General features: G+C 69.8%; 13 protein-coding genes and 1 pseudogene. 6 read left to right on the plus strand and 8 right to left on the minus strand.

Going from position 1 to position 14,798, the window contains the following annotated elements; all coding sequences use genetic code 11:
- Window positions 1–17: 17 nt before the first annotated feature.
- Window positions 18–485: a DUF6265 family protein gene (locus tag ASC70_RS01285; protein ID WP_056045654.1), complete on the minus strand. Its 468-nt coding sequence runs from the start codon at window positions 483–485 to the stop codon at window positions 18–20.
- 31 nt (window positions 486–516) lie between these two features.
- Window positions 517–1,245: an NUDIX hydrolase gene (locus ASC70_RS01290; protein WP_056045656.1), complete on the minus strand. Its 729-nt coding sequence runs from the start codon at window positions 1,243–1,245 to the stop codon at window positions 517–519.
- Window positions 1,246–1,364: 119 nt separating this feature from the next.
- Here ASC70_RS01290 and ASC70_RS01295 point away from each other — a divergent pair, with 119 nt between their 5' ends.
- Window positions 1,365–2,663 (plus strand): amidohydrolase, encoded by a 1,299-nt coding sequence (locus ASC70_RS01295; RefSeq protein ID WP_056045658.1) that lies wholly within the window; start codon window positions 1,365–1,367, stop codon window positions 2,661–2,663.
- A gap of 102 nt (window positions 2,664–2,765) precedes the next feature.
- Here the strand turns inward: ASC70_RS01295 and ASC70_RS01300 are convergent, their stop codons facing one another.
- The gene (locus ASC70_RS01300) at window positions 2,766–3,914 is read right to left on the minus strand and encodes a pyridoxal phosphate-dependent aminotransferase (RefSeq protein WP_056045661.1); all 1,149 of its coding nucleotides are present in this window, start codon (window positions 3,912–3,914) and stop codon (window positions 2,766–2,768) included.
- 49 nt (window positions 3,915–3,963) lie between these two features.
- On the opposite strand from ASC70_RS01300, the pseudogene ASC70_RS25850 reads away from it, so the two are divergent.
- A pseudogene (locus tag ASC70_RS25850) lies at window positions 3,964–4,048 on the plus strand (hypothetical protein); the annotation flags it as partial.
- A 37-nt stretch (window positions 4,049–4,085) separates the two neighbouring features.
- Window positions 4,086–5,105: an SGNH/GDSL hydrolase family protein gene (locus tag ASC70_RS01305; RefSeq protein ID WP_056045663.1), complete on the plus strand. Its 1,020-nt coding sequence runs from the start codon at window positions 4,086–4,088 to the stop codon at window positions 5,103–5,105.
- Window positions 5,106–5,148: 43 nt separating this feature from the next.
- Here ASC70_RS01305 and rnr read toward each other — a convergent pair whose 3' ends face one another.
- The gene (rnr, locus tag ASC70_RS01310) at window positions 5,149–7,440 is read right to left on the minus strand and encodes a ribonuclease R (protein ID WP_056045665.1); all 2,292 of its coding nucleotides are present in this window, start codon (window positions 7,438–7,440) and stop codon (window positions 5,149–5,151) included.
- Between the two features lie 130 nt (window positions 7,441–7,570).
- Between rnr and ASC70_RS01315 the strand changes: the two genes are divergently transcribed.
- Window positions 7,571–8,668: an alpha/beta fold hydrolase gene (locus ASC70_RS01315; protein ID WP_156396090.1), complete on the plus strand. Its 1,098-nt coding sequence runs from the start codon at window positions 7,571–7,573 to the stop codon at window positions 8,666–8,668.
- Between the two features lies 1 nt (window position 8,669).
- Here the strand turns inward: ASC70_RS01315 and ASC70_RS01320 are convergent, their stop codons facing one another.
- Both ASC70_RS01320 and topA read right to left on the minus strand, forming a co-directional pair.
- Entirely contained in the window at window positions 8,670–9,038 is a 369-nt protein-coding gene (locus ASC70_RS01320; protein WP_047412853.1) for a hypothetical protein, read from the minus strand.
- Window positions 9,039–9,092: 54 nt separating this feature from the next.
- Window positions 9,093–11,795 (minus strand): type I DNA topoisomerase, encoded by a 2,703-nt coding sequence (gene topA, locus ASC70_RS01325; protein ID WP_056045672.1) that lies wholly within the window; start codon window positions 11,793–11,795, stop codon window positions 9,093–9,095.
- A gap of 179 nt (window positions 11,796–11,974) precedes the next feature.
- Between topA and ASC70_RS24735 the strand changes: the two genes are divergently transcribed.
- Window positions 11,975–12,145: a hypothetical protein gene (locus tag ASC70_RS24735; protein WP_156136875.1), complete on the plus strand. Its 171-nt coding sequence runs from the start codon at window positions 11,975–11,977 to the stop codon at window positions 12,143–12,145.
- Between the two features lie 98 nt (window positions 12,146–12,243).
- Window positions 12,244–13,038 (plus strand): hypothetical protein, encoded by a 795-nt coding sequence (locus ASC70_RS01330; RefSeq protein WP_056045674.1) that lies wholly within the window; start codon window positions 12,244–12,246, stop codon window positions 13,036–13,038.
- Here ASC70_RS01330 and dprA read toward each other — a convergent pair.
- Together dprA and plsY are read right to left on the minus strand one after the other, a co-directional pair.
- Window positions 13,035–14,132 carry a DNA-processing protein DprA gene (gene dprA / locus ASC70_RS01335; protein ID WP_056045677.1) on the minus strand — a complete coding sequence of 366 codons (1,098 nt, stop codon included), beginning with the start codon at window positions 14,130–14,132 and terminating at the stop codon, window positions 13,035–13,037. The genes ASC70_RS01330 and dprA overlap by 4 nt on opposite strands.
- Window positions 14,129–14,785, minus strand: coding sequence for a glycerol-3-phosphate 1-O-acyltransferase PlsY (gene plsY / locus ASC70_RS01340; protein ID WP_056045679.1), 657 nt, complete (start codon window positions 14,783–14,785; stop codon window positions 14,129–14,131). Before plsY ends, dprA begins: the two co-directional genes overlap by 4 nt.
- Between the last annotated feature and the right edge of the window lie 13 nt (window positions 14,786–14,798).

Consider the following 14,798-nt stretch of genomic DNA (forward strand, 5'->3'; position numbering starts at 1 on the left):
AAGTCAATTGCTGGAGTTCAGTTGCCAGCGGGGCACCGTTTATAAGGAAAATCCGCCGAACGGGCCTGACCGCCGACGGAACCCTCGATCCGGGCCACCAAGGTGTCCTTGTCGACCCGGCGATAGAGGATCCGCTGGGGGAAATCGTGCTCGGGGTTCTCGAAGGTCACCGCGCCGTCGGCGATCTCCTTCACCGGGAAGGTCGCCTCGGGCTGGCCCGAGGGAATCGCCACGTAGCGCAGCTTGCCGTCGTCACCGGGCACGATGCGCATGAACTCGAACTCGCGCAGCTTGCCGTCGCGAACGCTGCGGCTCAAGCCGATCATCGCGCCGCCGGCCGGGGCCAGCCACTGCTCCTCGATCTTCGTGCCGTTGGGTCGGACCAGCGTCCAGCAGCCGCCGATGAAACCCAGCTTGTCGATCTCGGACGGAACCGCCGCCGGCGGCGTTGACGCCAAAGCCAGAGCCAGAATTGAACCGATCATGCGAACCTTCCTCCCCCGAGGAACCCGCCCGCTAGAGGTGGGTCAGATGCCGCTTACCGTTCAGGAAACGCATGAAGGGGGCGGGACGTCCAGTGTCGGCGAGTCTTTGTCCCACTTCGTGCAGTACGAAACGGGTGATGTTGGGCAGGTCCAGGGCCATGGCCTCCTGGAAGTCGACCCAGGCGATCTCGTCCAGCTCGCCGCAGTCGGGACGGCGCTCCAGCGAAAGCAGGGCCTCGGCGGGGGCCATGAAGAAGCGGGCGTCGAAGCGGCGCGGGCGATAGGGCGGGGTGATGGCCCGGGCCACGAAGCTGAGCGGCGCCAGGTCGGGCAGGGCGCCCTGGGCCAGGAACGGCCGCCAGGGCCCCGCGCCGGGGCGCTGAGGGGCTTCCCGGGCCAGCAGCAGGCCTGTCTCCTCGAAGGCCTCGCGCACGGCCGCTATGGCCAGGGCGCGGGCCAGGCGTGCGGGCCTGGGGTGGCGGGACTCCAGGCCGAGGCGCGTGGCGACCTCGGGGATGAGTTCGCTGGCGCTGGGCGCGTCGTAGTCGGTGCGGTCGACCCGTCCGCCGGGAAACACCCACTTGTCGGGCATGAAGGCGTGGCCGCCGTTCCTGCGGCCCATCAGCAGGCGCGGGGCGGGGCCGTCGGTGCGGACGATGATCACGGTCGCCGCGTGCTTGGGCTTCAGCGCCGCGCCGGTCTCGCGCACGGCGCCGTCGTTGATCGTGTCGAATTTCGCGTCGATCGGCGGCAGGCTCATGGCGGAAGGGTAGCCCCATTCCGTCGTCTGCCTAGGGGGACGCGGCGTCAGCCTCGGCATGCTTGACCGCGCTGCGCGACGCGCCCCAAGCTCGCGCCGCTTTTATGAGGGGATATCGGATGCTTGGACGGGTTTCGACGCTGGCGCTGGTCGCCGGCCTGGCTGTCGCCGCGCCAGCGGTCGCCGCGCCCTCTCAGGCCCAGGTGGCCGCCGCGGCCAAGGCGATCCAGCCCAAGGTGATCGCCTGGCGGCGCGACATCCACGAGCATCCGGAACTGGGCAACCAGGAGGTCCGCACCTCGTCCCTGATCGCCAAGGAGCTGAAGGCCCTGGGCTTCGAGGTTCGCGAGAACGTCGGCAAGACCGGCGTGGTCGGCATCCTGAAGGGCGGCAAGCCCGGCAAGGTCGTCGCCCTGCGCGCCGACATGGACGCCCTGCCGGTCGAGGAAAAGACCGGCCTGCCGTTCGCCTCCAAGGTCACCGCCACCTGGGAAGGGCGCACGGTGCCGGTCATGCACGCCTGCGGTCACGACACCCACGTGGCCATGCTGCTGGGGACCGCCACGGTGCTGGCCGGCATGAAGGCCGACATCAAGGGCACGGTCGTCCTGATCTTCCAGCCCGCCGAGGAAGGCCCACAGGCCGGCGAGGAGGGCGGCGCCAAGCTGATGATCCGCGACGGGGCGCTGGACCAGCCCAAGGTCGACGCGATCTTCGGCGTTCATATCGGCCCGGCCGACGCCCACCTGCTGAACTATCGGCCCGAGGGCTTCTACGCCGGCTCGGACCGGATCACGATCACCGTCAAGGGCAAGCAGACCCACGGCGCCCGCCCGTGGGCCGGCATCGACATGGCCAGCATCGCCGCCGACATCGTCCAGGCCATGAACCAGATCGCCGCCCGTCAGGTCGACGTCGGCGCCTCGCCGTCGGTGGTGACCATCGCCATGATCAACATGGGCATGCGCCAGAACATCATCCCCGAGGACCTGTCGATGCAGGGCACGATGCGGACCTTCTCGCCCGAGCGGAAGGCCCAGTTGGTCGACAAGATCACCCAGGCGGTGACAGCGATCGGCGACCGCTACGGCGCCAAGGCCGAGGTGAAGTTCACCCAGCCCTATCCGGTGACCTACAACAATCCGGACCTGTCCAAATGGGTGAAGGCCAGCCTGGAAAAGGCCTCGCCCGGCAAGGTCGACGACAACGCGCCGCTGGTGACGGGGGCCGAGGACTTCTCGATGTACGCCCAGAAGGTCCCGGCCGTGTTCGTCCAGCTGGGCGGGAGGAAGGCCGACGTGCCGGCCGCCACCGCCCCGGCCAACCACTCGCCGTTCTTCGATGTCGATGAAGCGGTGCTGGAGACCGGCGTGAAGGCCGAGGTGTTCATGGCGCTGGATTATTTGGAGACGAAGTAGGGGGTCACTTGCCCCCTCCGCGCCTGCGGCGCTCCTCCCCCGGAGGGGGAAGAAGGTGTCACCTTCCGCCCCCTCCGGGGGCGGACGACCTGCGTGAGCAGGTCAGGTGGGGGCCTGCTGAGCCTGCCGCTCGAACCACGGCGTCATCCGCCGCAGCGCCTCCTCGACCTCCGCCGTCGAGACCGCGAAGCTGAAGCGGATGAAGTGGCGCCCCTCGACCGGGTCGAAGTCGACGCCCGGCGCGGTCGCCACGCCGGTGTCGCGCAGCAGCTGCTGGCAGAACCCCAGCGAGTCGTCGGTCAGGTGGCCGATGTCGGCCCAGATATAGAAGGCGCCGTCCGGCGGAGCGATCTTGCGCAGGCCCAGGGCCGGCAGGGCGTCCAGCATCAGCTGGCGGTTGGCGCGATAGACGTCGATATGGCCTTCCAGCTCGTCGAGGCAGTCCATGGCCGCCAGGCCGGCGTGCTGCGAAAGCGACGGCGCGGTCAGGAACAGGTTGCCGACATAGGCCCGCGCCCGCTCCAGGTCCTCGCCCGCCGGCGTCAGCAGCCAGCCCAGCCGCCAGCCGGCCATGCTGAAGTACTTGGAAAAGCTGTTCACGATCAGGGCGTCGGGGGCGAACTCCAGCATCGACGGCGTGCGGCCCGTGTAGCTGAGGCCGTGATAGATCTCGTCGCTGATGATCCGGATCCCGCGCGCGCGGCAGACTTGCGCGATCTTCTCCAGCTCCTCGGGCGCGATGATCGTGCCGGTCGGATTGGCCGGGCTGGCGACGACGACGCCGGCCGGGGCGGGATCGAGTTCGGCCAGGTGCGCGGCGGTCAGCTGGAAGCGGTCTTCCGGCCCGCAGGCGATCTCGACCGGCTCGAGGTGCAGGGCCTTGAGGCTGTTGCGGTAGGCGACGTAGCCGGGCCGGGCCAGGGCGATGCGGTCGCCGGGCGTGAACAGGCTAGACAGCGCCAGCACCAGGGCCGGCGAGGCGCCGCAGGTCAGGACGATCCGCTCGGGCTCGACGGTCACGCCGTAGAGGGTCTGGTAGCGCTCGGCGATCCGCTGGCGCAGCAGCGGGCTCTCCCAATAGCCCATGGCCTCGGCGTCGAGGATCTCGTGGGCCTTGGCGATCGCCTTGCTCGGCGCGCCGGTCGAGGGCTGGCCGAACTCCATGTGAATGATTGAGGCGCCTTCCATCTTCAGCTGATGGGCCAGGCGGCTGATGGCGATGGCGTGGAAGGGTTCGATCTCGGCGCGCATGGGGCTTGCATAGCCAGGTTTGAAACGCCGCGCAGCCCCCACCTGACTTGCTCCGCAAGTCGTCCGCCCCCAAAGGCGGGCGGAAGGCGTTCCTTCTTCCCCCTCCGGGGGAGGAGCGCCGCAGGCGCGGAGGGGGCTTTTCCAGCCGCGCGCGGCATGGGAAGCAGAGCCATGCGCTCCATCCTCTTCGCCGCCGCTCTCCTCGCCGCCACCCCCGCCCTGGCCCAGACGCCCCTGCCGTTGAACATCGGCGGCCGCGTCGCGCCGGCGGCGGGCGAGGCTTACGACTTCGGCTGGCCGGGGGTCTATTTCGAAGGACGGTTCACGGGGCCCTCGGTCGAGGTGGCGGTCGACACCGGCGCCGAGCACCTGGCGATCAGCGTCGACGGCGTCCGCAAGGCCGAGCTGACCAAGTCCGGCGAGACGCGCCTGAAGCTCGACCATCTGAGCCCCGGCGAGCACGTGGTGCGGCTGGACAAGCTGACCGAGAGCCAGGCCGGTTCGTCACGGTTCGAAGGCTTTTTCGTCGGCCCGCGAGGCAAGCCGCTGGCCCCGCCGTCCCGCCCGCGGCGGATCGAGTTCATCGGCGACTCCCACACCGTCGGCTACGGCGTCCGCTCGACCAGCCACGACTGCACCGAGAGCCAAGTCCACGACCTGACCGACACCAGCCTGGCCTTCGGTCCGACCCTCGCGGCGCGGCTGGACGCCGACTACCGCATCGTCGCCTTCTCGGGACGCGGAGTGGTCCGGAACTACAACGGCGTGGCGGCCGGCGAGCCGCTGCCGGTGCTGTTTCCCCGCCTGATCCCGGGCCAGGCCGAGCCGCGCGTCGCCGCCAACGATCCGTGGAAGCCCGACATCGTGGTCATCGGCCTGGGGACGAACGACTTCTCGACGCCACTGCACGCCGGCGAGGCCTGGGCCGACGAGGCGGCGCTGCGCAAGGACTATCGCGACAGCTATGTCGGCTTCATCCAGGGGCTGAAGGCTAGCCGCCCCGGCGCACGGATCTTCCTGATCGCCGGCGACACCTTCGCGGACGACGTCGCGCAGGTCGCCGGCCGCGGGGGCGCGACGGCGGTGCGGATCACCAACATGGACCGCGGCGCCTGCCACTGGCACCCGTCGGTCGCGGATCAGAGAATGATGGCCGATCGGCTGGAGGCGGCGATCCGCGGCGCGCCATGAATCTCCTCCCCCGCATCGCGGGGGAGCATCTTTGGCGCCAAGCCTACCGCCGCTTGCCCCGCCGCACGCCCTTCGGCAGGCCACCGCGCGGCTTCACCGCCGCCTGTCGCCTTGCCCCCAGGCGAGGACGCGGCGCGTTCGGATCGGGCGCCACGGGCTCGCTGAGCATTTCGAACAGCAGGCCGCCGGTGACCGGCGTGGCCTCGACCAGCTTGACCTCGACGCTCATGCCCAGCGGCCAGCGCTTGCCGGTCCGCTCGCCGACCAGGGCGTGCATCCGGTCGTCGTGGACGAAGAACTCCGCGCCCAGGGTCGAGACCGGCACCAGGCCATCGGCCCCGGTGTCGGCCAGCTTGATGAACAGGCCAAAGCGGGTGACGCCGGTGATCCGGCCCGCGAAGGTCGCGCCCACCCGGTCGGCCAGGAAGGCGGCGATGTAGCGGTCGGTGGCGTCGCGCTCGGCGGCCATGGCCCGCCGCTCGGCGTGGGTGATGACCTCGGCCGTGTCCTTGATCTGGGCGATGTCCTGGTCGGTCAGGCCGTCGGTCCCCAGCCCCAGGGCCCGGATCAGGCCCCGGTGCACGATCAGGTCGGCATAGCGGCGGATCGGGCTGGTGAAGTGGGCGTACTTGGCCAGGTTCAGGCCGAAGTGGCCGATGTTGTCGGCGCTGTAGTGGGCCTGCATCTGGGTGCGCAGGACCACCTCGTTGATGATCGTCGCGTTCGGCCCCTCGCGGGTCTCGTCCAGCAGCTTGTTGAACCGCGACGTCTGCGGAGCCTGGCCCTTGTCCCAGCGGATCTCCAGGGTCTGCAGGAAGTCGGCGAGGTTCTGGACCTTCTCCAGGCTTGGCGTGTCGTGCACCCGATAGATCAGGGGCGAGCGCTTGGCCTCCAGGCTCTCGGCGGCGCAGACATTGGCCTGCACCATCATCTCCTCGATCAGCTTGTGGGCTTCCAGGCTGGGGCGCTTGGTGATCGAGAGGATCTCGCCCTCGCGGATGATGATCCGGCGCTCGTCGCTTTCGATGGCCAGCGGAGACCGCGCGTCGCGGCCGATCTTCATCGTCCGATAGGCTTCCCACAGCGGTTGCAGGATCGGCTCCAGCAGCGGGCCGCTCTTGTCGTCGGGCTGGCCGTCGATGGCCGATTGGGCTTGTTCGTACGAGAGCTTGGCGGCCGAGCGCATCAGGCCGCGCACGAACTTGTGGCCCTTCTTGCGGCCCGACTTGTCGAACACCATCCGCACGGCCAGGGTCGCGCGGTTCTCGCTCTCACGCAGGCTGCACAGGCCGTTGGACAGGGTCTCGGGCAGCATCGGCTCCACCCGGTCGGGGAAGTAGACGCTGTTGCCCTTCTCGCGAGCGTCGCGGTCCAGGGCCGAGCCGGGGCGCACATAGGCGGCCACGTCGGCGATGGCCACCCAGACCACCCAGCCGCCCTTGTTGGTGTCGTCCTCGTCGGGATGGGCGTAGACGGCGTCGTCGTGGTCGCGGGCGTCGACCGGGTCGATGGTCACGAACGGCAGGTCGCGCAGGTCCTCGCGGCCGGCCAGGGTCGGCTCGACGGCGGCCTTGGCCTCCCGCTCGGCCTCTTCCGAGAAACCGGTCGGAATGCCGTGGCTGTGGATGGCGATCAGCGAGGCGGCGCGCGGATCGTTCTCGTTGCCGACCACCTCCAGCACCTTGCCGGGCTTGGGCCCATAGCGGCCGCCGTGCGTGCCGACCTGGGCGACGACCAGGTCGCCGTCCTTCAGGTCATGGGCGACGCTGGGGTCGAGGATCAGGCTGTCCTTGGACTTGCGGTCGACCGGCTCGACGCGGATCTCGCGGCGCAGCTTGCGGATGACGCCCAGGATCTTGTGGGCGCTCTGGCCCAGCTTTTTAATCAGCTTGGCTTCGAACTCGCCGGTCTCCAGCCGCTCGAAGCGGACCAGCAGGCGGTCGCCCAGGCCCGGCGCGCCGGCCGCGGCCTCGTCCTTGCCGGGGGCCAGGCGGACGTTCGGCACGTCGTCGTCGGACTTGGTCAGCTTCACATAGAGGTCGCCGTCGGCGTCGCGCTCGACCACGTCGGCCACCCCGACCGGCGGCAGGGAGCCAGATTCCGCGAAGCCCTTGCGGCCGCGCTTGGCCAGGGCGCCCTGAGCTTCCAGCTCGCGGATCATCTCGCGCAGGGCCCGGCGGTCGCCGCCCTTCAGGCCGAAATGGCGGGCGATGTCGGCCTTCCCCGTCTCGCCGGCGTCACGCAGGAACGCCAGCAGCGTCTCGCGGTCGGGCAGGCCGGCGGCGGGCTTGGAGGTCTTTGCCTTGGAGGTCTTGGGCGGGCGAATTTTGGCCATGTCCTGCCTTAACCCGTTCGAGGGGCGGATGGCCAAGGGAAACGCGTTGGACCGTTGGACGGCTGCTTGACTGTGGAATTTACGCGTGTAGTCCTATCGTTCAACCTACAAACGTAAATCAGGATGAGGCATGATCAAGCGAGCAAAGCTTCTACATGGCGTTTCGGCCGGCTTGGCCATGGCGGCCTGCTTGACGCTTCCGGCCTTCGCCCAGGCGCCATCCGCGCCTAGCCCATACGCGATCACCACCCCAAACGGCCTCGACGAGGAGGACTTCGTCCAGATCGGTGGGATCAGGCAGTGGGTGACGATCCGGGGGACGGATCGCGCCAATCCGGTGCTGCTGATCCTGGGCGGGACCCAGGTCGATGGTCCGGGCGCGATCCTCAGTCCCTATGTCCGCACCTTCCAGCCCTGGGAGAAGGACTTCACCGTCGTCCAGTGGGACCCGCGTGGCGCGGGCAAGACGTTCGTCGCGGCGGGCAAGTCGATCGGGCCGGACCTGACGCTCGACCGCCTGGTGCAGGATGGCCTTGAGCTGACCGACTATCTGCGCGGCCGATTGGGCAAGCGGAAGATCGTGCTGCTGGGCGTCAACTTCGGCTCGACCCTGGGCGTGAAGATGGTGATGGCCAAGCCCGAGTTGTTCTCGGCCTACGTCGGGGCCGGCCAGATCGTGAAGCCTCGCGCCGAGCGCGAGCGCTTCGGCTATGAGCGCCTGGTGCGACTGGCGACGGCGGCGAAGGACGAGGCGGCGCTGGCCGACCTGAAGCTCAGTGGGCCCGATCCCTTCCGCGAGCCCCGCGATCCCGCCCGAGTCGCGGCTTTCCAGCGCGCCTTCGTGAAGTATCGCGGACCTGTGCCCGCCAACCCGATGCAGGAGGCCCTCAGCGCGCCGCACTGGACCATGGCGGACCTCGGCGCCGCCCAGGCCGCCGCCGCGCTGAACGAGCAAGCGCTGGGCCGCGCCTGGGGCGAAAGCTTCGACTACGGCTCGCTGGGGCCGCGCCTTGCCGTGCCCGTGTTCGTGATCCAAGGCGAGGAGGCCAGCAGCGCGCCGGCGCCGATGGCCAAGGCCTGGCTGGACGGACTGACGGCGCCGAAGAAGCTGTTCGTCACCATTCCGGGCGCGGGCAACCACGCCTTGGAGACCCATACGGCCACCTATCTCGAGCTGCTGGACAAGCACGTTCGGCCGGTGGCGCTCGCCGCCGAGCGCAAGCGCTGATCTAATACAGATCCTCGATCGACTTCGGCGGCGGAGGATCGGCGGGCCTGGGCGCGGCCTCCGGCGGTGGGGCTTGGGTCGTCGGCGGCGCCTCGATCATCGGCGCGGGCGGGGCTTCCTGCTCCGCCGTCTCGACCTCGACGGCCTTGGGCTTGGGTTTCTCGACCGGCGGCGGCTCATAGGCGAGGGCCGGGGCGGCGTCCTTGACGGGGACGCCGGAGACCTCGGCCAGCGGCTGCTTGGAGGTCTCGGGCCCGCCGCGATCGATCTTCATCGCGTTGGTCAGGCCCATGGCGAAACCGCCCACGCAGCACAGGATCAGCGCGGACACCACGACGTGCAGGGGCAGGGGGCGTTCCAGCGTCGTCATGCTCGAAGTTTACTCCCCTCCCGCTCGGCTGAAAAGATCAGCCGACTGAACAGCTTAGGTATCGTCGTCCCACGGCGCGGCGCCGTCGTCCGAAGACGCGGCGACCGCGGCCTTGGCCTTGGGCGCCGCCTTCTTGGCGGCGGGCTTCTTGGCCGCCGGTTTCTTCGCCGCCGTCTTCTTGGCCGGAGCATCGCCTTCAGCCTTGGTCGCGGCCTTCTTCGGCGCGGCCGCCTTCTTGGCGGGCTTCTTGCCGCCACCCTTGGCGGCGCGTTCGGCGATCAGAGCCACGGCCTCGTCCATGGTCAGGGACGCCGGATCCTTGCCCTTGGGCACATTGGCGTTGGTGTCGCCGTGCTTGATGTAGGGGCCGAAGCGCCCCGACAGCACCCGCACCGGCTTGCCGTCCTCGGGGTGGTTGCCGAGTTCGGCCAGGGCCGCGGCCGAGGCCCGCTGCGGACGTCCGCCGCCGGCCCGCTTGTCGGCCAGGATGGCGACGGCGCGGTTCAGGCCGACGTCGAACACCTCGTCGGCATTTTCGAGATTGGCGTAGGTGCCATCGTGCAGCACGAACGGCCCGAAGCGCCCCAGGCCGGCGGTGATGACCTTGCCGTCGTCCGGGTGCTTGCCGACTTCACGCGGCAGCGAGAGCAGGCGCAGGGCCTTCTCCAGGTCCATGGCCGAGGCGATCCAGCCCTTGGGCAGGGACGAGCGCTTGGGCTTGTCGCCGCTGTCCTGCGCGGCGAGTTCTTCAACATAGGGACCAAAACGCCCGTTCTTCAGCCACACGGCGCGGTCGGTCGCGGGATTGACGCCCAGTTCCTTGTCGGCGTTCTCGGCCTCGCCGTCGCCTTCCGACACGCCCAGTTGGCGGGTGTAGCGGCATTCCGGATAGTTCGAGCAGCCGATGAAGGCCCCGAACTTGCCGGTCTTCAACGACAGCTGGCCGCTATGGCAGGTCGGGCACAGGCGCGGATCGGAGCCGTCGCCCTTGTCCGGGAAGATGTGCGGGCCCAGGGCCTCGTTCAGCGCGTCCAGAACGTTGGTCGTGCGCAGCTCGGCGATCTCGCCGACGGCGGCGTGGAAGTCCTTCCAGAAGTCGCGGAGGAACTGCTTCCAGTCCAGCTTGCCGTCCGAAACGAGGTCCAGCTGCTCTTCCAGGGCGGCGGTGAAGTCGTATTCGACGTAGCGCTTGAAGAACTGCTCCAGGAACGCCGTGACCAGGCGGCCCTTGTCCTCGGGGACGAAGCGCTGCTTCTCCATCTTCACGTATTCGCGGTCGCGCAGCACGGTCAGGACCGAGGCGTAGGTCGACGGACGGCCGATCCCCAGCTCTTCCATCTTCTTGACCAGGCTGGCTTCCGAATAGCGCGGGGGCGGTTCGGTGAAGTGCTGGTCGGCGCGGGCCTCGATGACCTTGGCGGCCGCGCCCTCCTCGATCACCGGCAGGCGGGCGCTGTCCTCGTCGCCCTCGTCGTCACGGCCTTCCTCATAGACGGCCAGATAGCCGGGGAAGAGCACGACCTGGCCCGTGGCGCGCATGCCGGTCTGGCCGTCTGCGCTTTCCAGGTCGACCGTGGTGCGCTCGATGCGGGCGCTTTCCATCTGCGAGGCGATCATCCGCTTCCAGATCAGCTCGTACAGGCGACCCAGGTCCGGCTCCAGGCGCAGCGAGCCGGGATTGCGGCCCAGGCTGGTCGGTCGGATGGCTTCGTGGGCCTCCTGGGCGTTCTTGGCCTTGGCCTTGTAGTAGCGCGGGGTCTCGGGGACGTAGGGCGCGCCATAGACGTTGCCGATCACGCTGCGCGCCTCGGCGATGCCTTCCGGCTCGACCGACACGCCGTCGGTCCGCATGTAGGTGATCAGGCCGACGGTCTCGCCGCCGATGTCGATGCCCTCGTACAGCTTCTGGGCGGCCTGCATGGTGCGCTGGGCCGAGAAGCCCAGCTTGCGCGAGGCTTCCTGCTGCAGGGTCGAGGTGGTGAAGGGCGGGGCGGGCGAGCGCTTGCCCGGCTTCTTCTCGACGGCGGCGACCTTGAACACGGCGCTCGCCACGGCGGCCTTGGCGGCCAGGGCCGAGCCCTCGTTGCCGAGGTCGAACTTGGTGAGCTTCTTGCCCTCGTGCTTGACCAGGCGGGCCAGGAACGGATCGGCGCCGGCCGAGACGTCGGCGTCGACGGTCCAGTATTCCTGGGTCTTGAAGCGCTCGATCTCCATCTCGCGCTCGACGATCAGCCGCAGGCAGACCGACTGCACGCGGCCGGCCGAGCGGCTGCCCGGCAGCTTGCGCCACAGCACCGGCGAGAGGGTGAAGCCGACGAGATAGTCGAGGGCGCGGCGGGCCAGATAGGCCTCGACCAGCTCCATGTCGACGTCGCGCGGATTGGCCATCGCCTCCAGCACCGAGGTCTTGGTGATGGCGTTGAAGGTGACGCGCTGGACGGTCTTGTCCTTCAGCGCCTTCTTCTTGTTCAGGACTTCCAGCACATGCCAGCTGATCGCCTCGCCTTCGCGATCCGGGTCGGTGGCCAGGATCAGGCGGTCGGCCTTCTTCAGGGCGTCGACGATGTCGGCGACCCGCTTGGAGGCCTTGGCGTCGACCTCCCAGCTCATCGCGAAGTCGTTGTCGGGCTCCACCGAGCCGTCCTTGGACGGCAGGTCGCGGATATGGCCGTACGAGGCGAGAACCGTGTAGTCGGACCCGAGGTACTTGTTGATGGTCTTGGCCTTGGCCGGGCTCTCGACGACGACGACGTTCATTATGACTCTGGGCTGGAAAGCGGATCGCCCTGGAGGCGAGCGCCGGGAAAGTGGGGGCTTGTATGGGGGTCTGTCAACGCGGCCCCCTATAAACAGTATCGCTTGGGCGCCGAGTAGGCGGTTGTTAAGACCCTTGCGCGATAGTGCGAAGGCTATTTTTACGACCGCAGTGACCGCTGATGGATATGACCGTCAATCGGATCGCCACCGAGGCCCACGTCTCGCCGATCCAACCGATCAAGGCCGTGACGTCGAATGCCGAACGGGCGGAGATCGCCGATCGGCTGAAGCAAGCCGTGCGCGCCGCCCCGGCCGCCGGCACGGGCCTGCTGGTCGATCTGTCGGTCTGACCCGACTTCCAAGCTCTACCAATCGCCACGTTCCTGACGCGGGGGCGTGATTGCCTGAGTCCCTGGGTCGGCGCTTCGGCCCGTAGCACGGCGGATTGATGTCGCACTGGAGACGACGCGGCGCGAAGGGCGCGGCCCTGGCCGTGAGCATCGGCGCGCATGTGGCGGCCCTGGTGGTCCTGCTCGCCGCCCATGTAACACCGCCGACGCCCGAGCCGCCGTCGATCATGGTCTCGTTGGTCGATCCGCCGCCGCCCCCTCCGCCACCGCCGCCCCCTCCACCGCCGCCGGCCCCCCATGACGCGCCCAAGTCGCCGGTGAAGGCGCCGAAACAGCCGCCATCGCCCGAGAAGCCCAAGGCGGCCCCGAAGGCCGCGCCGCGCTCGCCCTTGCGGGTGTCGAAGCGTCCGCCGCCCAAGGACGTGACGCCGCTCCCCGCCAGCCGGAACCCCGGGCCCAGCCTCGTGATGGGTCTGGGCGAGTCGGAGCTCATGGGCGCGGCCACCGCCGGCTCGGGGTCTGGCGGCGGCGGAGGCGGGGAGGGGTGCGACATGGTCCGCCTGCTGCAGGAGGGGTTGCGCAAGAACCCGCGCGCCCGAGCCTCGCTGATGCGGGCTCACGGCGAGACCGTCGGCGCCGGTCGTGCGCCCCTGGTCTGGAGCGGTGACTGGGCCCGCGTCACCGGCGAGGAGGGCGACGGCCTGGCCGGCTTGCGCGAGATGATCATGATGGAGGTCGCCTTCGCCCCGGCGGCCTGCCGCGCCGAGCCGATGCGCGGCCTGGTCCTGATCTCCCTGAACGACGGCCCCCGCTCGGCCCGCTTCGCCCTGGGCGGCGGCCGGTGGAAGTGGTCGGACCTGCTGTTCGCCAAGGGCGCGCGGCGCGGGGGTTAGAGCCCGGCGACCAGCCCGCCGTCGAGGATCTCCGCCCGCCCGGCCAGGCTCAGCTCGACGAGCGCCGCCATCACCGCCGAGGCCGGGGCGGCGGCGGCGCGGACCAGGTCATTGCGCGAGACGGGGGTGGGCGACAGCAGGGCGGCGACCTTCTCGCGCAGGGCGTCGTGGTCGATGTCCAGGTCCGGCTGCGCCTCGTAGCCTCGCTCGCGTTCGCGCAGATGCGCCTGGCCCGACAGCGAGCGCAGCACGTCCTCGGCCCCTTCGCACAGGATCGCGCCCTGGCGGATCAGGTCGTTCGTGCCCTTCGAGCGCGGATCCAGCGGCGAACCGGGCACGGCGAAGACGTCGCGGCCCTGCTCGGCGGCGAGGCGGGCGGTGATCAGCGAGCCGGACTTCAGCTCGGCCTCGACCACCACCACGCCCAGGGACAGGCCAGAGATGATCCGGTTGCGGCGCGGAAAGTCCTTGGCCTGGGCGCGGCGGTCGGGCGCGCTCTCGGACACCACGCAGCCTTCGGCGGCCAGGCGGGCGTGCAGCTTGCCGTGCTCGGGCGGATAGACGTCGCCGACCCCGCCGCCCAGCACGGCCACGGCCCCGGTGGTCAGGGAGCCCTCGTGCGCCGCGCCGTCGATGCCGCGCGCCATGCCCGAGACGACGACATAGCCGGAGGTCCCCAGGTCCGTCGCCAGCTGGCGGGCGAAGCGCTGGCCGGCGGCCGAGGCGATGCGCGCGCCGACGATGGCCAGGCTGGGTTCGGACAGCAGCTCGGCGCGACCCAGGGCCCACAGGACAGGTGGCGGCGGATCCAGGGCCGCCAGGCGGGGCGGGAAGTCGGGCTCGCAGCCGCAGATCAGCCGCGCGCCCAGTTTCGCGCCAGCCTCCAGCTCCTGCTCGATCGCCTCGCGGGGTGGCAGCGACAACGGCACGGCGCGGCCACCGCGTCTCGACAGGTCGGGCAGGGCGGAAAGCGCCCGCTCGGGCGTGCCGTAGCGGGTCAGCAGATGGTCGAAGGCGACGGGGCCGACCGTCTCGGTGCGCGCCAGGCGCAGCCAGGCGAAGCGCTGGATGTCCGAGAGGCGGCCCGGCGTCACGGCGCGTCGGCTACGGGAGGGGCTTCCTCCGCGCTCTTCTTCTTGCCGATCTTGGGCTCCTGGGCCTTGAGCAGGCGGGCGATGTTCTCGCGGTGGCGGATGAAGATCAGCACCGCCATGAACAGGCACAGGGCCAACATCGGATAGGGCTGGTCGGTGGCCAGGGCGAACGGCGCGGCGAGGACGGCGGCGGTCAAGGCGGCCAGCGAGCTGATGCGGAACAGGAAGGCCATGGCCAGCCACGTCGCGCCGGCGGCGATCCCCACCGGCCAGCAGGCGCTGAGCAACACGCCGTAGAAGGTTGCAACGCCCTTGCCGCCCTTGAACTTCAGCCAGACGGGGAATAGGTGGCCCAGGAACGCCGCGCCGCCGGCCAGAGCGACGATGGCGGCGGTGTCGTGGGTCAGCCAGCGCGCCAGCAGCACCGCCACCGCGCCCTTGCCGGCGTCGCCGATCAGGGTGATGGCCGCGAGGTCCTTGCGGCCCGAGCGCAGCACGTTGGTCGCGCCGATATTGCCCGAGCCGATCGTGCGGATGTCGCCGGCCCCGCCCAGCCGCGTGGCGATCAGCCCGAACGGGATCGACCCAAGCAGGTAGCCGCCGACGACGGCGATCGCGAGAGTCAGATAGGCGGTGGCGGCGAGATCTTGCACGGGATCGACCCTA

Source organism: Caulobacter sp. Root343 (assembly GCF_001425745.1).
Classification (GTDB): Bacteria; Pseudomonadota; Alphaproteobacteria; order Caulobacterales; family Caulobacteraceae; genus Caulobacter.